This is a genomic window from Priestia sp. HNGD-A6 (assembly GCF_045784335.1).
GTDB classification, from domain to species: Bacteria; Bacillota; Bacilli; order Bacillales; family Bacillaceae_H; genus Priestia; species Priestia zanthoxyli.
The window spans coordinates 389,083-412,650 of the sequence record NZ_CP138621.1 but is presented as its reverse complement, the minus strand read 5'-3'; the positions used below and the strand labels follow the sequence as shown (position 1 = coordinate 412,650).

Here is a 23,568-nt window from a genome sequence, read left to right as displayed (position 1 = left end):
GATGCGTTTTGAAGGGCAAATAGCTGTTATTACAGGAGCTGGAAGCGGCATTGGAGAAGCGACCGCTCAAAGAATGGCGAAAGAAGGCGCTCGCGTCATTCTTGTGGGGCGAACGAAAGAAAAACTAATACAGGCTGCATCCGCTATTGACACACGGTGTGAACGAAAATGTACAGATATTTTCCCAGCTGACGTAACGAAAGAAGAAGACGTCAAAGAGCTTGCTGAGTTTATAAAAGAAAAGTACGGACAAATTCATTTATTAATTAATAATGCAGGCGGATCTGTTAATTCCACAATCAAAGAAACAACGCTTGAACAGTGGAAACAGGTGCAGGACGTCAATTTAACAAGCGTATTTCTTGTAACAAAACATTTGATTCCTTTTTTAACTGAAGAAATAGCAGAAAATCGCTCTATTGTTAACATCGCTTCTCTTTCAGGACATAAAGCAGGTGCGCAAATTCCCCACTATAGCGCTGCTAAAGCTGCTTTAATCAACTTTACAAAAGCAATGGCATTTGAATTAGCACCTCACGGAATCAGAGTAAACTCTGTGTCTCCTGGATTCGTAGAAACACCTTTAACACAGCCTGGACTTGAAAATGAGCGCTTCACTAAGGCAATCGAAAAAAATACGGCTTTAAAACGTGTAGGTAAACCAGATGAAATTGCAAATGTTATTGCTTTTGTAGCGTCTAAAGAGGCATCGTATATGACGGGAAGTGATTTATTAGTAGACGGCGGGTGGCTTATCGTTTAATACAAAGCAAAGAGGAGGAAGTCGAAATTATGAGTGATTTAGTAGTAGAAAAGCAAGGGACTATTTTATCTTTAACGTTAAATCGACCGGATCGTTTAAATGCATTCAGTGAGGAAATGATTGAAAAGTTAACAGCTGAAATAAAACAGGCACAAAGCGATGAGTCTATTAAAGTGGTTATATTAAATGGAGCGGGGCGCTCGTTTTCTGCCGGAGGCGATGTAAAAACGATGGGTCAAGCATCGGGAGCTGATGTTTATGTACATATCGGCCGTTTAAATGAATGTATTTTAGCGATGCAAAATCTAGAGAAGCCAATTATTTCAGCAGTTCATGGGTTTGCAGCAGGAGCTGCTTTTAATTTAGCTCTCGCTTCTGACTTTATCATCGCATCACAAGAAAGCCGATTTGTATTAAGCTTTTCTCAAGTGGGATTGATTTCAGATGGAGGAGGTCTTTACTTTCTCACAAAGGTCGTTGGGCCCCACAAAGCTAAAGAACTGCTATTTTTAGCAGAGCCTCTGGATGCCGATACGGCTTACAAAGCCGGTTTTTTGAACCGTGTAGTGCCGTTAGATCAGTTGAAAGATGAGGTTACGTCTTTTGCAAGCCGTTTATCACAAGGGCCAACGAAAGCGTACGGAAAAATGAAAAAAATCGTCAACGATTCATTCCATTTAACGCTAGAACAAGTGCTTGAACAAGAAAGGCTAACGCAAGTTCTTATGGTAGAAACGAGTGATCATCAAGAAGGAATATCTGCATTTAAAGAAAAAAGAAAGCCACTATTTCAAGGGAAATAAGAGGGGGATATAAAAGATGAAAGCTATTCAATTCACGCAGTATGGAGGGCCTGATGTTCTGCAAGTTATCGATATTGCACGCCCTGTACCTAAAAAGAAAGATGTGCTCATTAAAGTTGCGGCAATTGGCGTTAATTATGCCGACGCTGCGCGGCGCGAAGGAGCATATGTAGTCGAAACGCCGCTGCCTTTTATTCCAGGCTCTGAAGTAGCAGGCGAAGTGGTTGAAGTAGGCGAGGATGTACAAGGGATAAAAGTAGGTACAAAAGTCGTGACACTGCTGGGATCTAATCGAGCAACAGGATACGCTGAGTACACGCTGGCAGATTCAAGAGGCCTTATTCCGTTGCCGGAGAATGTGGATTTAACACAGGCCGTTGCTTTGCCTCTTCAAGGACTAACGGCTTATCATATTTTAAAAACAATGGGTCGCCTTGAAAAAGGAGAAACCGTCATCGTTCATGCAGCAGCAGGCGGCGTCGGAACCTTAGCTGTTCAGCTTGCGGAAATTTTTGGAGCTGGAAAAGTTATTGCTACAGCGAGCTCTAAAGAAAAGCTTGAGCTTGCAAAAAATCTTGGAGCCGACGAAGTGATTAACTATACAGAAACAGGCTGGGAAAAACGGATTTTAGAAGTAACAGAAGGAAAAGGAGCCGATATTATTTTAGAAATGGTAGGAGGGCATATATTCTATGAATCTCTTCAATGTCTTGCACCATTTGGGCGCCTCGTTTTTTACGGCATGGCTAGCGGAAAACCTGTAAAGTTTAACCCTGCTCGCCTGATGGAAAAAAATCAGTCGGTTCTCGGCTTTTTCTTACCTCAAATGATGGCAAAACCAGCACTTTATCAGCAAAGCCTGCATGAGCTATTAAACTACGTGAATTCCGGTCAGTTAAAATTAATGCTGGGCGGTACATTTTCACTTGAAGAAGCAGCACATGTACATCGTCTGCTTCAAGGAAGAAAAACGACCGGAAAATTAGTGTTAGTTCCTTAACAAAACAGCTTCCGTCTCTAATAGGGATGGAAGCTGTTTTAGTTTAAAAAATTGGCTTTCGCCTGCCAAATTTTTAAAAACTGCTTAATAATTTGGCATAAAAATCAGTACTTTTTACTAATTTCTTCTATATTTTAACACTGGCATGGAAGTTGCATAATAAGTGTTTGAACATATAAAGGAGGAATTGAATATGGTGAGAAATGGAACGGACCGCGTGAAGCGGGGAATGGCAGAAATGCAAAAAGGCGGCGTTATCATGGACGTGATCAATGCAGAACAGGCAAAAATTGCAGAGGCAGCAGGCGCTGTTGCTGTTATGGCATTGGAGCGTGTTCCAGCTGATATTCGTGCAGCAGGCGGCGTGTCTCGTATGGCAGACCCAACAATTGTTGAAGAAGTGATGAATGCTGTGTCCATTCCAGTTATGGCAAAAGCTCGTATTGGCCATATTGTTGAAGCACGCGTGCTAGAAGCGATGGGTGTAGACTACATCGATGAAAGTGAAGTGTTGACTCCAGCTGATGAGGAGTTTCATTTAAATAAAAATACATTTACGGTTCCATTTGTGTGCGGTTGTCGTGATCTTGGTGAAGCATCCCGCCGTATTGCTGAAGGAGCTGCAATGCTTCGTACAAAAGGCGAACCAGGGACAGGAAACATCGTGGAAGCAGTGCGTCATATGCGCCAAGTAAACGCTCAAGTACGTAAAGTTGTGGGCATGGACGAAGATGAGTTAATGACAGAGGCAAAACTATTAGGCGCGCCTTATGAGTTATTACTGCAAATTAAACGTGAAGGCCGCCTACCGGTTGTAAACTTTGCAGCGGGCGGTGTAGCAACACCAGCAGACGCAGCGTTAATGATGCAGCTTGGAGCAGACGGCGTGTTCGTGGGTTCAGGAATCTTTAAATCAGACAACCCTGAAAAATTTGCGCGAGCAATCGTTGAGGCAACAACCCATTATCAAGATTATGAACTCATTGCAAGCTTGTCAAAAGGGCTAGGAAGTGCAATGAAAGGAATTGAAATTTCATCATTATTACCAGAAAATCGTATGCAAGAACGCGGCTGGTAATAAGTAATAACTTTTAAACTTAGTTAGGAGAATGATCATGGGGAAATATACAATAGTCGATAAAGAAACGTGTATTGCGTGCGGCGCATGCGGAGCTGCGGCACCTGATATTTATGATTATGATGATGAAGGAATTGCGTTCGTTATCCTTGATGATAATCAAGGCACTGTTGAAGTGCCCCAAGAGTTAGAAGACGATTTAATAGATGCGTTTGAAGGCTGTCCAACAGAGTCCATCCGTATAGCAGATGAAAAGTTTGATGGAGATTCGAATAAATTTCAATAAAGCCGAATAAATAAAAAAATAGAAAGTTTTTTTAAAAGAAAAGAAGGATTTTGTCTAGAAAAGGCGAAATATTAGTTGTGTAAGAACATATCTTTTTAAAAATGAAAGCACTTACATAACTAAAAGCATATGAGTTAGTCTCATTTGACCTTTCAGAATTATTAGTGTAAATGTGCGGAGTAATTAAATAGTTTTTAAAAGGAGATTAAGGGGCATGCAAATACTGAATACAGTCATTGTGACAGGATATGCAAAAGCTCCACAGGGAACTTCCATGTATGAAATGTATAAGCATGCGGGAATTGTACTAGAAGTGGATCTGACAGAGCATAAAATTGTAAATGCTGAGTTTACGTTTATTACGGAGCTGACGCAAAATTTTTTCCGGAAGCTGCTTATTGGTTACTGCCTTGCAGATGGAATTGAACCTCTTATTGAACGTATTCAAAATTATTATTTTGCTCCATCTCAACAGGCGATTATCGTAGCGCTTCAGGCTGCAATCCAACGTTACTGGGATAATGTGAATCAAAAAATTACATAGCGTTTGGTTAGAATAAAGTGAGAAGACAACCTCTTTTCATGGTCTTATTAAAACCAAGCAGACACACACGCTTTACAAAGAATGGGGGACGTCCCTGTTTCTTTGGGGAGTCATTGTGTCCTGCTTGGTTTTTTTCGTGTAAAGCGCTGTGAAATATAAAAAGAAAAGGAGGAAACAAAATGAACAAAATCATCACGCGCGAAGAAGCAGTAGGAAAAATAACTGATGGCGCACGCATTATGGTAGGTGGATTTGGTCTTGTAGGAAGCCCGCTTAGTCTAATTGAGGCGATTGCCAAATCAAACCTTAAAGATTTAGAGATTATTAGTAATAACCTCGGTGAACCTGGAAAAGGATTGGGTATATTGGTTCAAAGAAAACAAGTAAAAAAAGCTATAGGTTCGTATTTCACTTCCAATCCTGAAGTTGTGCATGCCTATCAACAACAAGAACTTCAAGTGGAGCTTATCCCGCAAGGAACAATATCCGAGGCTATTAGAGCAGGAGGTGCGGGCATTGGAGGATTTTACACGCCTGTGAGCGTAGGGACTCAGCTCGCTGAAGGAAAAGAAGAACGAGTATTAAAAGGAAAGAAATATGTTTTGCAAGAATCGCTGCACGCAGATGTAGCGCTTATAAAAGCTAAAAAAGCAGACCGACTCGGAAATCTTATTTACAGCAAATCAGCAAGAAACTTTAATCCAATGATGGCAACGGCCGCTGATATCGTAATTGCTGAAGTAGAAGAAGTGGTTGAAGTTGGACAAATTTCTCCTGAAGAAATTATCACTCCTCATTTATACGTTACTTATATCGTAGTGAAAGGAGAAAAATAAGATGAACGTCAAACAATATATTGCTGGGCGCGCTGCAAAAGAGCTTTGTCACGGAGATGTAGTGAACTTAGGGATAGGGATTCCTACTTTGGTTGCTAATTATATTTCACCCGATGTTCACGTGTTTTTACATTCAGAAAACGGAATTCTCGGCGTTGGCCCTACTCCTGAAGAAACCTATATAGATCCAGAGCTTGTGAATGCTGGGAAGCTTCCCGTCACGGTCTTGGAAGGTGCCTCATTTTTTAACAGCGCCGATTCTTTTGCGATGATACGCGGAGGTCATGTGAATGTATCCATTCTTGGAGTGCTTCAAGTAGATGAAGCAGGGCGAATTGCGAACTGGGCTGTCCCTGGGAAAAGTGTTCTTGGCGTAGGAGGAGCAATGGATTTATTAGAAGGATCGAAAAAAGTGATTGTGACGACTCTTCATACGAATAGTCATGGAGAGTCAAAGCTAGTTAGGAATTTAAGCTATCCGATTACTTCAGAGCGACGAGTCGATATGATTATTACGGAATTAGCTGTCTTTTCGGTAACCGATCTTGGTCTTGAACTTCTTGAAACAGCTCCGGGTGTTTCTTTAGAGGAAGTAAAACAAAAAACAGAGGCTTCTTTTCATGTTTCTACATTGTTTAGCAAAGACAATGAGGTGACGGCATAATGGCAGTGATTGTAAATGCATTTCGAACTCCTATTGGAAAGTTTGGCGGTTCGCTTGCAGATACGCTTCCAGAAGAACTAGTCTCTCTTGTGATGAAAAACAATTTGTCTTCAGCCGGATATACATCAGAGATTGTTGATGAAATTATTGTCGGACAAACGAAACAAAGCGCTCATGCTCCTAATATAGCGAGAGTAGCCGGGCTTAAAGCTCAATTCTCTGAACGTATTCCTGCTTATACCGTGCACCGCCAGTGCGGCTCGGGCATGCAGGCTGTGATGAATGGCGCTATGTCCATTTTATCAGGTCAAGCCGAAGCGGTATTAGCTGGAGGAGTGGAAAGCATGTCTCAAGCACCGCACTATACGGTAGGTACTCGTTTTGGTTTTCACGTTGGTGATTTAACACTCTATGACTCTAACACAGAAAGTCAGCCAAAATCACAGCCTGAAACGCTATACGGAACGTTTACAATGGGACAGACGGCGGAGTGGCTTGCTGAAAAGTATAGCATTAGCCGTACGGAGCAGGACGAGTTTGCTTTTTATAGTCAGGAAAAAGCTAGGCGGGCTATAGAACTTGATTTGTTCGAAGAAGAAATTATACCGGTTCCTGTAAAAGAAGGAAAAAAAGGAATGAGGCATTTTGCAACAGATGAATTTCCTCGTCTTACTAGCAAAGAAAAGCTTGGTACGCTTAAGCCCGTTTTTCAAAGAAATGGAACGGTGACAGCCGGAAATTCATCCGGAAGAAACGATGGCGCTTCGATGCTGCTGATGATGTCGGAAGAAAAAGCTGAGCACCTCGGATTAACACCTATGGCAAAGATTGTGTCGTTTGCCGCAGCCGGCGTCTCTCCAAAGGAAATGGGAATTGGCCCCATTTCTGCTTCGCAAATTGCTTTAACTAAAGCCGGTTTAAGCTTAAATGATATGGACTTAATTGAATTAAACGAAGCATTTGCCGCCCAAAGTATTGCTTGCTTAAGAGAATGGGACATCACATCAGAGAAAGTGAATGTAAACGGAGGAGCAATTGCGCTTGGACATCCTTTAGGCTGCTCCGGGGCAAGAATCATCACAACTCTGTGTCATGAGCTCCACAAGCAAAAGAGACGATACGGCCTTGCTACTATTTGCGTTGCAGGAGGATTAGGAATGGCGATGGTGGTGGAAAGATGGACGAAATAAAAAGAGATTATGTTTTTCATAGAGATTTAACAAAAAAGTACCCTATGATTACGCACGGTCAAGGAAGCTACTTAATAGATGAACAAGGAAAAAAGTATTTAGACGGCTGCTCCGGGGCCGTAGCGGCAAACTTAGGGCACGGCATTGTAAAAATAGCCGAGGCGATGGCTGATCAGGCTAAAAAAGCTGCGTTTGTTCATACATTACGTTTTGAAACAGATGTTTTGCATAAACTTGCAGGAAAAATCGGTAAAATGGCTCCACTCCATTTAAACAAAGTCTATTTTACATCAGGAGGATCAGAAGCCAATGAAAGTGCATTAAAATTAGCAAGGCAATATCACAGAGATGCCGGAAAGACGCAAAAACACATCGTAATCGGAAGGTGGCAGTCCTATCACGGAAATACGATAGGGGCACTATCAGCTGGAGGAGATGTAAAAAGACGATATCCTTACACACCTAATCTTTTACATTTTGCGCACGTTTATTCTCCTTATTGTCATCGCTGTCCGTATAATCGCAATCAAGAAGACTGCGTGGCAAATCAAAACTGGAGCTGCATCACCGATATTGAACGCACCATTTTAGAGCTTGGTCCAGAAAATATTTCAGCTTTTATCGCAGAGCCGATTGTAGGAAGTCAGCAAGGAGCTGTCGTGCCTCCGCTTGACTATTTCAAAAAAGTACGTGAGCTTTGCAGCAGCTATGACATTCTTTTGATTGTTGATGAAGTGATGACAGGCTTTGGGAGAACAGGAACTGATTTTGCAGTGGAACAATTCGGAATCGAACCGGATATTTTAACGTTTGGTAAAGGAGTTTCAGCAGGGTACGCTCCTTTAGGAGGAATGGTTGTTCATGACCGTCTGATTCAAGGACTGTTAGAAAATAGCGGCGGAAAATTCCTTCACGGCTATACGTACAGTGGACATCCTGTTTCGATAGCGGCAGGACTTGCTGCTTTGGACATGTATGAAGAAGTAAATATCCTTCAAAATGTAGAAACTCAAGGTGCGTATTTAATGGAATGTTTAGTAGCGCTGCAGCGCAAGCATCCGTATATTTCAGATATTCGCGGCCGCGGACTTTTAATTGGATTAGAACTAATGAAAGACGCCAATCAACAGATATTTTTCGAGCCAGGCGAAGCAGCCAGCGAAAAGCTCAATGAAATTTGTATGGAGCTTGGAGGCGTATTTTATCCAGGGTCCGGATCTGTAGATGGACATAAAGGAGAACATATCATTATTAGTCCTCCTTTAAATATAACGAAATCAGAAGTTGATGAAGTAGTGAGATTGCTAGATCATGCGTTTTCTATTTTTCATCAGCACATAAGAAAGGATGAGTCATATGAAAGTGCAAAATAAAACAGAAGAGCTTCAACTCAAAGGCAAAAAACATTTATCACCCGTGATGACAAGAGTAACAGAGCTTGTTATTGAAAAAGCGCACGGTGCGAAATTTTGGACAGCTGATGGCACGGAATACATTGATTTTGTATCAGGAGTAGCTGTCAATGCAGTAGGTCATACACATGAAAAGATGGTAGAAGCGATTAAAAAACAAGCAGATCAGCTGCTTCACCTCGGTTTAAATTACGGATACTATGAAACAGCTGTGAATTTGGCGGAAAAACTTGCGCAAATTACGCCAGGAAACTTAGATACGGTTTTCTTTTCAAACTCAGGCGCAGAAGCTATTGATGGAGCGCTTAAGTTAGCAAAAGCGGCCACTGGCAGACCAGCGATTATTGCTTTCGAAGGTTCTTTTCATGGCCGTACATTAGGAGCTACAGCTATTACGGCTTCAAGCTCCAAGTACCGAAGCTACTACGAGCCGATTTTGGGAGAAGTGTATCACGCGCCTTATCCGTATCCAAGTCAGCTTCCTAATATTGACGAGGAAGAAGCGGAAGCATATTGCTTAAATCAACTGCAAAAGCTGTTTGAACTGCGAGTGGATCCTTCACGCGTAGCGGCGATTGTTATTGAGCCAGTCATGGGCGAAGGAGGCTATTACCCTGCTCCTTCTAGCTTTTTACGCGCACTGAGAGACATAGCGAATGATTATGGCATTCTGCTTATCTTTGATGAAGTGCAAACGGGATTCGGGCGCACTGGAAAAATGTTTGCCGCAGAACATGCTGGAGTCACACCAGATATTTTAGTTTTAGCAAAAGCTCTTTCCGGTGGTATGCCTTTAGGAGCGATTGTAGCAAGCCGAGAACTGCATGAGAAATGGCCAACAGCCGGACATGGTTCTACTTTTGGTGGAAATCCAGTATCGTGCGCAGCTGCTTTAGCTAACATTTCAATCATTGAAGAAGAAAAGCTTGTAGAGCGCAGTGAAAAAGTAGGTGCCGATATTGTGAAACGTCTTCAGCATTCTATCGGACATTTACCGGCTATTAAAGAGGTTAGAGGAATTGGGATGATGATTGGCATTGAATTTCATGTTGAAACAGCAGCTGCTTATGTTCCTGCCATTAAATCAAAAGCGCTGGAAAGAAGACTGCTTATCATGAACTGTGGAGTCAAAGGGCAAACCATTCGCTTAATGCTGCCGCTGAATATTGATAAAGACGTGCTGAATCAAGGGCTGTCTTTATTAGAAGAAGTCATCACAGAAGCAGTTTCAATTAACTAGCTTTTTAAATGAAAAGGAGGGTAACGATATGAGTCAAACTAAAATCGAACTGTTACAAGGAGATTTATATATTAACGGCGAGTGGGTAAGTGAAGAGGAGCAAACCTATTTTAAAAGTATAAACCCTGCAACACAAGAGCTCGTCGGAATGTGCGCAGCCGCTACGGCTAGTCAAGTCGATGCTGCCGTAAACGCGGCTAGTAAAGCCTACAGCCACTGGAAAAATATATCTATTCCTGAACGTGCAGCATTTTTAACAAAAGCAGCTGGGCTTTTTGAAAACAGAAAAGAAGAGCTAGCCCAAGTAATGACAAAAGAGATGGGAAAACCGCTATCAGAATCCATAGGGGAAGTTGGTGTCGTCATTGCAACAGCTCAGTATATGGCGGGAGAAGGAAGACGTTTGTTTGGCGAAATAGTGCCCGCTGGCTTTCCTGACCGAGATATAAAAATGGTTCGCGAACCGCTTGGAGTTGTGGCATGTATTACACCTTGGAACTTTCCTGTTTCTCTCGCTTCTTATAAAATGTTTGCCGCTTTAATTGCTGGCAATACCGTTGTCTGGAAGCCGGCTTCAGAAGTGGCGCTCTCAGCGAAGATTTTTATGGAAGTATTGCACGCTGCGGGGCTTCCAAAAGGAACGATTAACTTGCTTACAGGATCGGGCAGAATCGTTGGACAAAAGCTTGCTACGCACTCTGAAGTGAAAATCATCTCATTTACAGGTTCTACGGAAGTTGGTCAGCAATTAGCAGAAATGAGCAGCAAAACCTTAAAGCGTATTTCTTTAGAGCTAGGAGGAAAAAACGCGGTTATCGTATTAAAAGATGCCAATCTGGATAAAGCAGCAGAGGGAATCGTTAAATCAGCATTTACGACAACGGGGCAGCGCTGTACCGCAGCTAGCAGAGTCATCGTGGAGCGTTCAGTAAAAGAAGAGTTGTTGAAAAAAGTAATAGCTCTTACAGAAGAAATGAAGATTGGAAATGGTCTTGAACAAGGAGTTGTGATAGGACCGCTTGTTAATGAACAGCAGTGCCGTTTAGTAGAAGATTACGTACAAAAAGCGGTAGAAGAAGGCGGGAATATTGCGCTCGGAGGTCGTGCTTTATCAGAGTTAGGAACTTGTTATTACATGCCTACAATCATCGATAACGTCCATTCAAATCACACAATTGCTCAAGAAGAGATTTTTGGTCCCGTGCTTGCTTTTATTGAAGTAGATGGCTACGAAGAAGCAATGAGCGTCAATAATGGAACGGTGTACGGACTTTCCACTTCTATTTATACAAGCAGCTTGCACTATGCCAGCCGAGCTGCCAAAGACGCTGTTAGCGGATTAGTCTATATCAATAACGGAACATCTAATGCTGAAATGGGGGTAGCATTCGGTGGAATGAAAATGTCTGGCAACGGCCACAGGGAAGTTTCTCATCATGCATTTGATGTGATGACAGAATGGAAGTCTGTCTACACCAACTATTAATCTCGCACCTTAGCGAAAAGGAGGAGCACATGTCTTCATATCGCATTGGCATTGCCTTTTTTTATCATGAATCTCACAGCTTTAGTCCATTAAAAACAGAAATAGAACAGTTTGTACAAGAAGGATATTTTGTTGGAACGGAAATATATAAAGCATACTCAGGAACCAAAACAGAAGTAGGGGGATTTTTGGATGTATTAAAGCAAGAGAAGCAAGTAGAAATCGTTCCCCTTGTTTGTGCAGCTGCAATTCCGTCTGGGGTTGTATCTTCGGCAGCTTATTACACAATTGAAAAGCAAATGCTGCATATGCTTACTCACGCCGGCCCGCTAGATGGCTTATTAATCGCCTTGCACGGCGCAATGGTAGCAGAGCATCTTTTCGATCCGGAAGCTCATTTGTTAGGTCAAATAAGAAGCTGTATAGGAAGTGACGTTCCCATTGCTACTACGCTCGATATGCACGCAAATATCAGTGAAGATATGCTTACGTACACGCCGCTACATTTCGGTTTTAAAACATATCCTCACGTTGATATGTATGAACAAGGAGTGAACGCAGCGCGAGCGCTTTTAACACAGGTAAAAGAAAGCGCTATCTATTATGCGTCTTTAAAAAAACTGCCCATGCTTTTGCCGTCGATTAATATGCGAACAGCAGAAGGACCGATGAAAAAAATGATTGATCTTGCTAAGCAAGCCGAGCAAGAAGAAGACGTATACAATGTTTCCATTTTTGGGGGCTTTCCGTATTCTGATATTCCCATTGCGGGAGCAAGCGTGCTCGTAACAGCTTTGAATCCGGAAACAGCAGAAAAAACAGCAAATAGACTAGCTTCTCAATTTTGGAGTATAAAAGAGGAATTTATGGTAGATTTGCCTACCGTTGAAGAAGGTCTGCAAACAGCGTTAAAACGATCAAACGAACAGCCAATTGTGCTCGCTGATATAGCGGACAATCCTTTAAGCTGCGGAAGCGGTGATACAACAGAGCTTTTAGAATACATGCTGAAGCTAAATATGCCGGGGACACTGTTTGGAGGTCTTTATGACCCTGAATCTATTAAACAATGCGTGCAAGCAGGAGTTGGAAGCTACGTCTCTCTTTCCTTAGGAGGAAAAGTTTCTCCTGAGTTTGGAAAGCCCGTTGAAGTTGAAGCAAAGGTCATTGGCTTATCAGAAGGTGAGTTTTACAATTCGGGACCGTTTAATCAGCATTTAAAAGTAAATGTAAAAGGCGCAGCTCATATTCGAGTAGGAGAATTGGATATTTTGTTGATTGGAAGGCCGATATCAGCAAACGATCCTGAACTTTTTCGCCATATCGGTATCGAGCCAGCAAGGAAAAAAATCATTGGTTTAAAAGCTAAAAATCATTTCAGAGCCGCTTTTGAACCGCTTGTAGGGTCTATCATCTATGTGGATGCTCCAGGCGTAGCGTCAAATCGCTTAACGACCTTTAATTATCAGCACCTTCCAAGTCCAATATGGCCGCTGCAAGATGCAAAATATGAAAGTGAAAAAAGGAGGAAAGAAAAATGGATGCATTAAAAGAGCAGTATTATATCGAAGTCCCAGAGTCGTTAAGTCCCGCGCAGCAAAAAATGATGATTGAACTTGAAAAAGATGCGTTTCCGGGCATGGGAGCCGTTGATGAACAGACGCTTGTACCTTTAGCGCGCTACGGAAAGCTCATTCAATATTTCCAGGAAAATGACGCAAGGCCAATTGCCATTTGCGAGCTGCTTAGAGATTACAAAGATGTCACAAAAGCTTATATCTTTGGGTTCTACGTCCGCTCTGATAAACAAGGAAGCGGAATTGGACAGCTGTTCTTAGAAGAGATATTTTCGATTCTACAAAAAGATAATTTTGAAAGCGTTTGTTTGACTGTGAATGTAAAAAATGAAGGCGCTGTTAAGCTGTATAAAAAAATGGACTTTACGATTAAAGAAACGCGAGCAGGAGAGTTTGGCGAAGGAGAAGATCGCTATTATATGGTGCGGTCAATTTCTTAGTAGAACATCTATTCAAAAAATGAACCTTGGAGGGAATATAAAATGAAAAATACATTATATAAAGCAAGCAGACATTGGAAAGAAATCGAGCTTTGGAAAGATGTAACGGACGAGCAGTGGAACGACTGGGTATGGCAGCTGACAAACACGATTAAAACATTGGAAGATTTAAAGAAAGTGATTAATTTAACACCTCAAGAAGAAGAAGGCGTTAAAATTGCAACTAAAACGATTCCGTTAAACATCACTCCTTATTACGCATGGTTAATGGATGAGAATGATCCGAAATGTCCAATCAGAATGCAGTCCGTTCCTATTTCAGAAGAACTGCATAAAACAAGGTATGATTTAGAAGATCCGCTTCATGAAGATGAAGATTCACCGGTTCCTGGCTTAACGCACCGTTATCCCGACCGCGTGCTGTTTTTAGTTACAAATCAGTGCTCCATGTACTGCCGCTATTGTACAAGAAGACGTTTTTCAGGACAAATCGGAATGGGCGTTCCAAAAAAACAGCTGGATACAGCGATTAATTACATTGCAGCCAACCCTCAAATTCGTGATGTATTAATTTCCGGAGGAGACGGCCTATTAATCAATGACAATATTTTAGAATATATTTTGAAAAATTTGCGCGATATTCCGCACGTAGAAATTATTCGTATCGGTACAAGAGCGCCGGTCGTGTTCCCTCAGCGCATTACAGAAAATCTGTGCAACATCTTAAAGAAATATCATCCGGTTTGGCTAAATACGCACTTTAACACATCAATTGAAATTACAGAAGAATCAAAGCGTGCATGTGAAATGCTTGCGAACGTAGGAGTTCCAGTTGGAAACCAAGCGGTTATTTTAGCCGGAATTAACGACAGCGTGCCAATCATGAAGCAGCTTATGCATGATTTAGTAAAGATCCGCGTGCGTCCTTACTACATTTATCAATGTGATTTATCAGAAGGAATCGGCCATTTCCGTGCGCCAATCAGCAAAGGGCTAGAAATTATGGAAGGACTTCGCGGCCATACGTCCGGCTATGCAGTTCCTACGTTTATCGTGGATGCTCCTGGAGGAGGCGGTAAAATTCCGCTGCAGCCAAACTATATTATTTCTCAAAGCTCCAATAAAGTGGTGCTTCGAAATTTTGAAGGTGTTATTACGTCTTATCCAGAGCCGCAAAATTACCAAAGTGGAAGCGCAGAAGAATTTTATAAAAAAGTATATCCTGAAGTGTTTGAAAAATTTGAAAGCAACGGTGTTCTTTCGATTATTGATGATACAAAGTTCAACTTAACGCCAGAAGGTCTAAACCGTCTTGACCGCCGAAAAACGTATGACCAAAATCCAGAGCATAGCTCTTTAAAAGACAAGCGTGAAAAGCGCGATCAATTAAAAGAGAAAAAATTTGAAACGCAAATGAAAAAATACGAAACGGCAGGAGCGAAGGAGGAATAATATTGAAGTGCCAATGGTGCGAATCATATGAAGCCAAGGAGACGGATGCAACGGTTTATTGGGAGCTTCCTGACGGTACAAAAGCTATAGAAATTAAAGAGACGCCTTCCATTACATGTTCAGAATGTGGAATTACGTATCAAACAGACAAAACAGTTGGACACATTGAAGATCAACTGTTTTTAATCAACACCTCTGCCTTAGAAAAAAGTGTAACGTACGAACAGCTTATGAGCCTGCCTCGTCTATTAAAACGAAACTACTTTGATTTTTCAAAGTGAGCAATAAAGGATCCATCTCCTACTTTTTATAGGAGATGGATATTCTTATACGCTTTACGTTAAACATGTTCGCATAGTTCTTTTATGAAGGTGGGATAAGTATGGAAGCGGTCGATATAAATCGTAATGAAGAAGAAAAGAAGCAGGACGATAAGCATATAAAACGCCATTTAAAAGCTCGTCATATGACCATGATTGCCATTGGAGGTTCAATAGGAACTGGCTTATTTCTAGCCACGGGATCTTCCATCCAAACTGCTGGACCGGGAGGAGCGCTGATTGCTTACGGGGCTATTGGAATTATGGTTTACTTTCTCATGACTAGCCTTGGAGAAATGGCCACGTTTATGCCGGTATCAGGTTCTTTTTCAACGTACGCCAGTCACTATGTAGACCCAGCTCTCGGCTTTGCGCTCGGCTGGAACTACTGGTTTAACTGGGCTGTTACGCTCGCTGTAGAAATAGCTGCTTCTGCTATTATCATGAAGTTTTGGTTCCCTGATGTGCCAAGTATTATCTGGAGCGCTTTGTTTTTAGGCTTAATTTTTTTACTTAATTTCCTATCTGTAAAAAGCTATGGAGAATCTGAATATTGGTTTGCTCTCGTAAAAGTAGTAACCATCATTGTATTTATCGGAGTGGGCCTTCTGACGATCTTTGGCATCTTCGGCGGTGAATATATCGGCTTTAAAAACTTTACATTAGAAGAAGCGCCGGTCAACGGCGGATTTCTGTCCGTACTAAGCATTTTCTTTATCGCGGGATTTTCTTTTCAAGGTACAGAGCTAGTCGGTATTGCGGCAGGGGAAAGTGAAAACCCTCAAAAAAATATACCAAAAGCCATTCGCCAAGTCTTTTGGCGCATCCTTCTATTTTATATTGCAGCCATTGCTGTAATCGGGCTTATCATTCCTTACACCAGTCCATCTCTTCTAGGAGGAGATGTGGATAACATTGCGGTTAGTCCATTTACGCTTGTTTTTGAAAAAGCAGGAATTGCTGCAGCTGCTTCGGTGATGAATGCTGTTATTCTTACATCCGTTTTATCAGCCGGAACATCTGGTTTATATGCTTCTACGCGAATGTTATGGTCAATGGCCAATGAAGGGCAAGCGCCTAAAGCGCTTCGGAAAATTAATCGTCGAGGAATTCCAGTAAATGCGCTTGTTTTAACCACTATTATTGGCGGTCTTGCCTTTTTAACATCCGTTTTTGGTGATCAAATGTATATGTGGCTTTTAAACGCTTCAGGTATGAGCGGATTTATTGCGTGGATTGGTATTGCCGTCAGCCACTATCGTTTCCGAAAAGCATATGTTGCTTCAGGACAAGATCTAAATGATCTAGCCTATAAAGCAAAATGGTTCCCTCTAGGTCCTGTTCTTGCATTTGGAATGTGCCTCATTGTTATTTTAGGACAAAACTATCAAGCGGTACTTTCCGACAAAATTGATTGGTACGGCTTAACGGTCTCCTACATTGGCCTGCCTCTCTTTTTAGCGACGTGGTGGGGATATAAAATAGCAAAGAAAACCAAGGTTGTACCTTTGCACGAGTGCATTCAAAAAGAGGATAAGAAATAAAAAGGCCATAGTGGCTAACGACAAAGAAAAAAGGTGAACCCCGGACAGTGGGGTTCACCTTTTCATTTATAAAAATCGATTATTTTACACTCTATTATACAAATATCATATCATAAAAAGTGATTTTTTTCCAGTCTGGTTTTTATTTTGTTTATTGATAAAATTCAAGAATACCACTGCATGCTAAGCAATTGTGGAGGTTGGAAATCTTTGTACTTTAATAAGAAAAGGGGTTCGTAATGAGAATTTCTGCAGGTGTTGAGATGCTACAGTTGACTGCCAGAGCTTTTGACCAAGATATAATATTAAATCCTACGTTAGTTTGGAATAACGATGAAGCTATTCTAATTGATACAGGAATGCCTGGGCAAACCGATCAACTGAAAGAGATCTTGGGTGAATTGAATATATCTATTGAACAGCTAAAAGTAATTCTTCTAACGCATCAAGATCTAGATCATATAGGGTGTGCGACTGATATACGAAAAAAATCAAATGAAAATATCATCGTATATGCTCATGAATTTGATAAGCCGTATATTGAAGGGAAACTTCCGCTTATTAAAACGAATGCGAGCCGAATGAGTAACGAAGAACTAGCAGCTATACCTGATGAAATAAAATATTTATATAAAAATCCTCCAAAAGTTGAGGTAGATACAGTATTAAAAGAAGATCAACTGCTTCCATATTGCGGAGGCATTGAAGCTATTTTCACTCCCGGACACACGCCTGGGCACGTTAGTTTTTATTTAAAAAAATCAAAAACGCTGGTTGCGGGAGATGCTTTAGTATTGGCAAATGGAAAGCTAATGGGACCTGTTAAAAAAACGACTTTAAATATGGACCAAGCAGTTCACTCACTGGAAAAATTCTTACACTACGACATTGAGCATGTTATTTGCTATCACGGAGGTTATTTTCAAGGCTGTCCGAAAGAAGCGATTTTAAGGATAAAAGAACACGTTGCAGAGAGACAAAGTTAAGATAAATAGAAACCAAAGGGGATGGATAAAATGTTTACACCAACTATTAGCGTTCAAAAAATAAATGATAGCCTCATTATAAAATGGCAGCTTGCACACTTTACGATTCCGTTAGAAGACATTCTTGAAGTAACGGAAGATGACACGTACGGAGGCAAAGAAGCAAACGCCATTCGAATCGGCCCTCCGTATGGAACGACTGACCGCATCTTTATAAAAACGACCAATAAAAACTATCTATTATTTACCTCAAACGCACCGGCTATATTAAACGAAATAAATTCATAACGACCACTACTAAATACGAGATATATAGGAGAGAAAAAATTGAAGATTAGCCGTACTTTCGATGCTGATACAATTGCCAAGCTTAATCAGTCTGTTCATCAACTGCATGTAGAATTATCCCCCGAGCGCTTTCAAATATATGATTTTCAGAAGATACATGAATTTTTTAAGAAAGTGATGGAAAACGATAGGTTTATCTTTCTTTTAGCAGAAGATGAAGGACAGCATGTAGGATTCGCTTGGGTTGAAATAAAACAGTATTCAGAAACAGTGTTTAAAAAAGCTTACAAGTCAATTTATGTTCATCAAATAAGTATCGCAGAACTCCACAAAAACAAAGGGTTTGGTTCAAGTTTGATGAAAGAAATTTATAGCATTGCCCGTACTCAAGACATAAATACAATTGAGTTGGATTACTGGAGTGACAATACGGTTGCGGAGAGCTTTTACGAAAAAGAAGGCTTTGTTACGTATAGAAAAATGGTTTATAAAGAGCTTTAAAGAGAGCATTTACTTGCTCTCTTTTTTATGTCTAGGAAGCCATTTTCTTCATTTTAATCACTCAATAAAACAAAGTACGCGATTTGAGAACTTAACTCTTGAAAAATTTTTGTTTTACATTTATACTTACATTCTTGTTCGCGTAATGCGACAACTTACTTTATATTCAACTAGGAGGTATACAGATAGTATGGAAAATTTCATTTATCACAATCCCACAAAACTAATCTTCGGAAAAGATCAGCTTCAAGCATTATCAGAAGAACTCCCGAAATACGGAAAAAATATTTTGCTTGTATACGGTGGAGGAAGCATTAAGAAAAACGGTTTATATGATCAAGTTCTTACGCTGTTAAAAAAGCTAAACGTAAACATACACGAGTTAGCGGGAGTAGAACCTAACCCTCGATTATCTACGGTACGAAAAGGAATTGAAATTTGCCGAAATGAAAACATTGACTTCATGTTAGCAGTCGGCGGAGGAAGCGTTATTGACTGCACAAAAGCAATCGCTGCCGGAGCTGAGTATGAAGGCGACGTTTGGGATATTATTAACAAAAAAGTAACGGCTACAAAAGCACTGCCGTTTGGCACGGTATTAACATTGGCAGCAACAGGTTCTGAAATGAATCCTGATTCTGTTATTACGAATTGGGAAACAAATGAAAAATACGTTTGGGGAAGCGCCGTTACGCACCCTGTATTTTCTATCCTAGATCCTGTGAACACGATGTCTGTTCCTAGAGATCAAACTATCTACGGCATGGTAGACATGATGAGTCATGTGTTCGAACAATATTTCCATAACGTGAAAAACACGCCTTTACAAGATCGTATGTGCTATTCCGTATTACAAACAGTAATTGAAACAGCACCGAAATTGCTAGAAGATCTGCAAAGCTACGAACATCGCGAAACGATTTTATATTCCGGAACAATCGCATTAAACGGAACACTTCAAATGGGATACTTTGGAGATTGGGCTTCACATACAATTGAACACGCGGTATCAGCAGTATATGACATTCCTCATGCGGGCGGTTTAGCAATCCTATTCCCAAATTGGATGCGACACGTTGTAGATCAAGATGTAACTCGTATGAAACGCGTCATGACAAACATGTTTGATATTGAAACTGCAGGTAAAAGTGACAAAGAAATTGCGTTAGAAGGAATCGATAAGCTAAGCGCTTTTTGGTCAAGCCTTGGTGCACCTTCTCGCTTAGCAGATTACGATATCGGAGAAGAGCGACTAGATGAAATTGCTGGAATTGCTGCTCGTGAAATGGAGCACGGAGGTTTCGGTAACTTTAAGAAACTAAATAAAGATGATATTTTAGCTATTTTAAAAGCATCACTATAAGGTGAATAGCAAAAAGAAGGAGACATAGATCTCCTTCTTTTTGTTTTATCTTATAAATGATTGGAACTTAAGTAGCGTATGGAGAAATTTTTTTCTAGGATTTCGGTTAATAATCTAAGAAAAACCTTTATAATTGAGTACAGAAAGAACGCTTTAGAGGATATAAGGGAGTGGGAAGATGAAAAAATTTGCGCTAGCTTCATATGCGCTTTATTTGTTGGGCGGATTAGTCATTACAGCCGTAGGATCCGTCTTACCGCAATTGTTAACACATTACCATGTGTCTTATACAGTTGGCGGGCAGCTTGTATTAGTAGGTTCTTTAGGATTTTTGATAGGAGTTCCGCTATCTTCTTTTCTATTAGGACGCTTCAGCGAAATGAATTTACTTACAATTTCCGCATTAATGATAGCGCTATCACAAATAGGTATGCTTTTATTGCCTCCATTTGAGTGGATTATCGTATTCAATTTCTTAAATGGTATTGGTGTAGCGGCCTTGGAAGTAGTTGTAGCTACTTTAATGATGGAAGTATTTATCGGTAGAAGAGCTATTGTTATGAGTTATTTAGAAGTATCATTTGGCCTGGGTGCGCTGTTGATGCCGTTAATAGCTAGCTTATTGATTTCACAGAACAGCTGGAGGTATTCATTTTTTATAACCAGTATACTAGCTTTACTAATGGTTGTAGTCTGTAAAATGATTCCTTTTAAAAAAGAGACTGTTTCAACTTCAGAAAGCGGTGCTTCAGACGCCAACTCAGAACCTGCGCCTGTGCTTGCTAAAAATCAAAGATGGAAAATACTCGCTCTTTTTAGTGTAATGATTTTTATGTACGCCGGAGTGGAAAGCAGCATGAATAATTTTCTTTCGTCTATTTTTATCGTGTATCTAGATGTAATTCCATCACAGGCTACTTTAAGCATAAGCGTTTTTTGGGTGGCTATGCTAATAGGACGAGTAGCTACTGGATGGGTTATTCGAATCGTTACATACGAACGCTATCTTTTTGGCAGCATTGGAGGAACAATTGTGAGTTTAGTGCTGTTTATCTTGTTAAAAGAAGCAGTAGCAGGCTATATTTTATTAGCGTTTTTAGGGCTTGCAATGTCAGGTATCTATTCGATAACGATGGTATATGCTAACCATACGTTTACCGGATCTGCTCGTATTGTCACCAGTTTAATTACTGGTTTTTCAGGGCTTGGAGGAGCTATTTTCCCTGCACTTATTGGCTTTACTATGGACGCAAGCGGAATTATCTCAGCACTTTGGTACATAACAGCTTTTGCATGTTTATATCTTCTGGCGCTTTGCATCATTTTTTTCGTTCAGCGTGATGCAAAACAAAAAGCTAATAATCATTTGCAGCCTATGAAATAAATTTTACGTCAAAAAAAGAAGTGAACTTATAAGTTTACTTCTTTTTCTTTTTATTTTCTCTTTCGTTATAGTAAACAAAAAGGGTTCACATAAATTCAAACAAGAAAGTGAAAAATGGATATATCTATGAAAAAGGAGCGCAATATGAAAGAAGTGAATATAAAGGATCCCGCATTAAACCCCGACGTGGCATTAAAAAGAATACTAAATGAGATGGCTGAAAAAGATGTAACTTTATAAATGGTTACTATCTATTTTAATAAAAAACATAAAAAAGAAAGGTTGAACCTAGGTCGACCTTTCTTTTTTTATAAAAATTCTCATTAAATTTTTTCTAACAATATCTTTATAATCAAATAGCAAAATTCCTGCTTTTAATTTCGCTTTAGTATTAACCCTACAAACCATTCTTTTCTTTACTTTTTACTAATATACCAAATATTCTATATATTCCTAATGTTATATAAAATTAAATTGACAAATATATGAAGCGATCATTAGAATTTAGTCATCGAACAGTGAAGAGCTGTTTAAAAGTAGGGGGGAAGTAAATGCCGTTACAAAACAAGCATCTAGCAGTTGTGTTACAAAATACATATTTACCGTTTATTTTTGAAGAAGCAGAAGCTCTCGGAATTAAAGTGACGTTTTTTTATAACCAAGAAGAAGTAGAACCTAAGCATCTTAAAAACGTACAAAATTTCATACCCATTGATTTATTTCACACCCCAGACAGAGCTCTTGAGATTATTAAAGCAGAGCATCACAAAAATCCTTTTGACGGCATTATGACATTATATGAGCCTGCGTTAGAGTTTGTAGCTCAGCTGACAGAAGAATTAAACTTACCGGGCTTATCACCGTTTGTGATTAGTAACTGTCGCAACAAACAGAAAATGAGAGAGGTTTTAAAAGATAATGATCTTAACACTCCGTATTTTAAAGAGGTTGAAAATACGGAGGAATTAACGAATCTTTCACTGCCTTATCCTGTCGTAGTAAAACCTTCTAACGGATTTTCCAGTCAAGGTGTATCACGAGCGAATAATAAAAAAGAACTGATTGACAGCATAGAAAAAGTGAGACGCGTAAATGAAGAAGACCTAAGTAAATTCACAAAAAATAAAACGGGCATGGTAATTGAACAATTTGTAGACGGACCAGAGTTTGCTATTGAGACGTTTTCTGTAGAAGGAGAAGTTTATGTACTTTCTATAGGTTATAAAGGAAATTCCAAAGGCCCTTTTTTTGAAGAAGGTGTTTATATAGCTCCAGCTCCCCTAGAAGAAAACGTTTTGGAATCTATTTCGCAAGAAGCAGCTAGGGCAGCAACCGCTTTAGGGATTGAGAATGGCCCCGCCCATATTGAATTACGCTTGGACCCAGCGGGAAAACCTTATGTGATTGAAATAGGAGCGCGCATTGGAGGGTCTGGGATTTCTCATTATATCGTAAAAGAAAGTACAGGTATTAACTATATGGAGCTAGTTTTTCACTATGTATTAGGATTAAAACCTCCTGTATTAAAAAAGGAAAGAAAACGAAAGAAAGTGGTGGGCAACTACATTATCCCTGTGCAAGGCCATGGGATTTTTAAAGAAATTCGAGGCTTAGAAGACGTGCGTAGAGACACTGAAGTAAAAAGGGTTATTCAATTTATAACTGAGGGGACAGACATTTTACCATATCCGCACTTTTCAGGTTACCCTGGATTTATTTTAACCACTCATGACTCTTATTCCGACTGTGAACAGTATTACAGCTATTTAGATAACAAAGTAAAAATCGTTTATCAAAATAAAGTAAACGCATAGGGGGTATCAAAGGCTATGATAGTTGCAGAGTCGTCTAGTAAGAAAAATAAGCAGCTTCAAAAGATTAGCATTATCCATACCTTAGGGCCTGAAGGAACAAATTGTGAAAAAGCAGGCTATCTGTGGTTTGAACGCCAAAGCATACAAGGTCAGGTCTTTTTGCATCAAACGTTGGAAGAAGCTTTAGTTCATGTAAAAGAAACGGAGAGTTCTGCTCTTTTAGGCTGCGCGGTATATCCTTACTTACATGATATTGTGTTCAAAAATTTAACTAGTTTAGAGCTAGTAGATAGCTTTATTATGCCAACGTATAACATGGTGCTTGCCTCAAAAGAAGAGGTGATAGCGAACAACAGTTTATTAATCGCTTCACATCCTGCCCCTGTTGATTTAGCTCATTCTATCAGTCCCAATGTTCAGTTAGTAAATAGTAATGCTCAAGCGGCGATTGATTGCTTAGAAGAAAAAGTAGACGCATGTATTACAACAAGTAAAGCTGCTAACGAGCAGGGGTTAACAGTTTTAAAAGATTTTGGAGAAGTGCCGATGTGTTTTACGCTCCATGGAAGAAAATAGGCTTAACTTTAAAAAAGAAAT

At 40.2% G+C, this 23,568-nt stretch carries 24 protein-coding genes; all 24 read left to right on the top strand.

From position 1 onward, the window contains the following. Position 1: 1 nt before the first annotated feature. Positions 2 to 763, top strand: coding sequence for an SDR family NAD(P)-dependent oxidoreductase (locus SCI76_RS02180; RefSeq protein WP_048021471.1), 762 nt, complete (start codon positions 2 to 4; stop codon positions 761 to 763). A gap of 29 nt (positions 764 to 792) precedes the next feature. Further along, positions 793 to 1,566: an enoyl-CoA hydratase/isomerase family protein gene (locus SCI76_RS02175; protein ID WP_407545012.1), complete on the top strand. Its 774-nt coding sequence runs from the start codon at positions 793 to 795 to the stop codon at positions 1,564 to 1,566. Positions 1,567 to 1,582: 16 nt separating this feature from the next. Next, positions 1,583 to 2,566 (top strand): quinone oxidoreductase, encoded by a 984-nt coding sequence (locus SCI76_RS02170; RefSeq protein WP_048020908.1) that lies wholly within the window; start codon positions 1,583 to 1,585, stop codon positions 2,564 to 2,566. A gap of 193 nt (positions 2,567 to 2,759) precedes the next feature. Further along, positions 2,760 to 3,644 carry a pyridoxal 5'-phosphate synthase lyase subunit PdxS gene (gene pdxS / locus SCI76_RS02165; protein WP_407545011.1) on the top strand — a complete coding sequence of 295 codons (885 nt, stop codon included), beginning with the start codon at positions 2,760 to 2,762 and terminating at the stop codon, positions 3,642 to 3,644. A 37-nt stretch (positions 3,645 to 3,681) separates the two neighbouring features. Continuing rightward, positions 3,682 to 3,930, top strand: a complete 249-nt coding sequence (locus SCI76_RS02160; RefSeq protein ID WP_013057065.1) for a ferredoxin — start codon at positions 3,682 to 3,684, stop codon at positions 3,928 to 3,930. Between the two features lie 214 nt (positions 3,931 to 4,144). Then, complete coding sequence (locus SCI76_RS02155; protein WP_013057066.1) at positions 4,145 to 4,474, top strand: DUF3870 domain-containing protein; 330 nt, start codon at positions 4,145 to 4,147, stop codon at positions 4,472 to 4,474. 179 nt (positions 4,475 to 4,653) lie between these two features. Then, positions 4,654 to 5,310, top strand: coding sequence for a CoA transferase subunit A (locus tag SCI76_RS02150; protein ID WP_063248001.1), 657 nt, complete (start codon positions 4,654 to 4,656; stop codon positions 5,308 to 5,310). A gap of 1 nt (position 5,311) precedes the next feature. Continuing rightward, the gene (locus tag SCI76_RS02145) at positions 5,312 to 5,974 is read left to right on the top strand and encodes a 3-oxoacid CoA-transferase subunit B (RefSeq protein ID WP_407545008.1); all 663 of its coding nucleotides are present in this window, start codon (positions 5,312 to 5,314) and stop codon (positions 5,972 to 5,974) included. Further along, positions 5,974 to 7,164: a thiolase family protein gene (locus tag SCI76_RS02140; protein WP_048020904.1), complete on the top strand. Its 1,191-nt coding sequence runs from the start codon at positions 5,974 to 5,976 to the stop codon at positions 7,162 to 7,164. Before SCI76_RS02145 ends, SCI76_RS02140 begins: the two co-directional genes overlap by 1 nt. Further along, positions 7,152 to 8,537, top strand: a complete 1,386-nt coding sequence (locus SCI76_RS02135; protein WP_048020903.1) for an aspartate aminotransferase family protein — start codon at positions 7,152 to 7,154, stop codon at positions 8,535 to 8,537. The genes SCI76_RS02140 and SCI76_RS02135 overlap by 13 nt, the downstream gene beginning before the upstream one ends. Further along, a complete protein-coding gene (locus SCI76_RS02130; protein WP_048020901.1) occupies positions 8,521 to 9,816 on the top strand; it encodes an aminotransferase class III-fold pyridoxal phosphate-dependent enzyme in 1,296 nt (431 codons plus the stop codon). Before SCI76_RS02135 ends, SCI76_RS02130 begins: the two co-directional genes overlap by 17 nt. A 28-nt stretch (positions 9,817 to 9,844) precedes the next feature. After that, a complete protein-coding gene (locus tag SCI76_RS02125; protein ID WP_048020899.1) occupies positions 9,845 to 11,302 on the top strand; it encodes an aldehyde dehydrogenase in 1,458 nt (485 codons plus the stop codon). Between the two features lie 29 nt (positions 11,303 to 11,331). Then, complete coding sequence (locus SCI76_RS02120; RefSeq protein WP_048020896.1) at positions 11,332 to 12,852, top strand: M81 family metallopeptidase; 1,521 nt, start codon at positions 11,332 to 11,334, stop codon at positions 12,850 to 12,852. Next, complete coding sequence (locus tag SCI76_RS02115; RefSeq protein WP_028413331.1) at positions 12,840 to 13,319, top strand: N-acetyltransferase; 480 nt, start codon at positions 12,840 to 12,842, stop codon at positions 13,317 to 13,319. The genes SCI76_RS02120 and SCI76_RS02115 overlap by 13 nt, the downstream gene beginning before the upstream one ends. Before the next feature lie 42 nt (positions 13,320 to 13,361). After that, positions 13,362 to 14,771 (top strand): lysine 2,3-aminomutase, encoded by a 1,410-nt coding sequence (gene ablA / locus SCI76_RS02110; RefSeq protein ID WP_033578990.1) that lies wholly within the window; start codon positions 13,362 to 13,364, stop codon positions 14,769 to 14,771. 2 nt (positions 14,772 to 14,773) lie between these two features. Continuing rightward, positions 14,774 to 15,052 carry a YokU family protein gene (locus SCI76_RS02105; RefSeq protein WP_328180152.1) on the top strand — a complete coding sequence of 93 codons (279 nt, stop codon included), beginning with the start codon at positions 14,774 to 14,776 and terminating at the stop codon, positions 15,050 to 15,052. A gap of 101 nt (positions 15,053 to 15,153) precedes the next feature. Further along, the gene (locus tag SCI76_RS02100; protein WP_048020895.1) at positions 15,154 to 16,635 is read left to right on the top strand and encodes an amino acid permease; all 1,482 of its coding nucleotides are present in this window, start codon (positions 15,154 to 15,156) and stop codon (positions 16,633 to 16,635) included. A 239-nt stretch (positions 16,636 to 16,874) separates the two neighbouring features. Beyond that, on the top strand, positions 16,875 to 17,621 hold the full coding sequence (locus SCI76_RS02095; protein ID WP_328180151.1) for an MBL fold metallo-hydrolase: 747 nt from the start codon (positions 16,875 to 16,877) through the stop codon (positions 17,619 to 17,621). Between the two features lie 30 nt (positions 17,622 to 17,651). Further along, entirely contained in the window at positions 17,652 to 17,909 is a 258-nt protein-coding gene (locus SCI76_RS02090) for a hypothetical protein (protein WP_048020892.1), read from the top strand. A gap of 39 nt (positions 17,910 to 17,948) precedes the next feature. Further along, positions 17,949 to 18,410 (top strand): GNAT family N-acetyltransferase, encoded by a 462-nt coding sequence (locus SCI76_RS02085; RefSeq protein WP_048020890.1) that lies wholly within the window; start codon positions 17,949 to 17,951, stop codon positions 18,408 to 18,410. Positions 18,411 to 18,600: 190 nt separating this feature from the next. Then, positions 18,601 to 19,773 carry an iron-containing alcohol dehydrogenase gene (locus SCI76_RS02080; RefSeq protein WP_048020889.1) on the top strand — a complete coding sequence of 391 codons (1,173 nt, stop codon included), beginning with the start codon at positions 18,601 to 18,603 and terminating at the stop codon, positions 19,771 to 19,773. Between the two features lie 178 nt (positions 19,774 to 19,951). After that, the gene (locus tag SCI76_RS02075; RefSeq protein WP_063247993.1) at positions 19,952 to 21,157 is read left to right on the top strand and encodes a sugar MFS transporter; all 1,206 of its coding nucleotides are present in this window, start codon (positions 19,952 to 19,954) and stop codon (positions 21,155 to 21,157) included. Between the two features lie 551 nt (positions 21,158 to 21,708). Continuing rightward, entirely contained in the window at positions 21,709 to 22,971 is a 1,263-nt protein-coding gene (locus tag SCI76_RS02070) for an ATP-grasp domain-containing protein (RefSeq protein ID WP_168760774.1), read from the top strand. A gap of 15 nt (positions 22,972 to 22,986) precedes the next feature. Beyond that, a complete protein-coding gene (locus SCI76_RS02065; protein ID WP_048020885.1) occupies positions 22,987 to 23,547 on the top strand; it encodes a hypothetical protein in 561 nt (186 codons plus the stop codon). Positions 23,548 to 23,568: the final 21 nt, after the last annotated feature.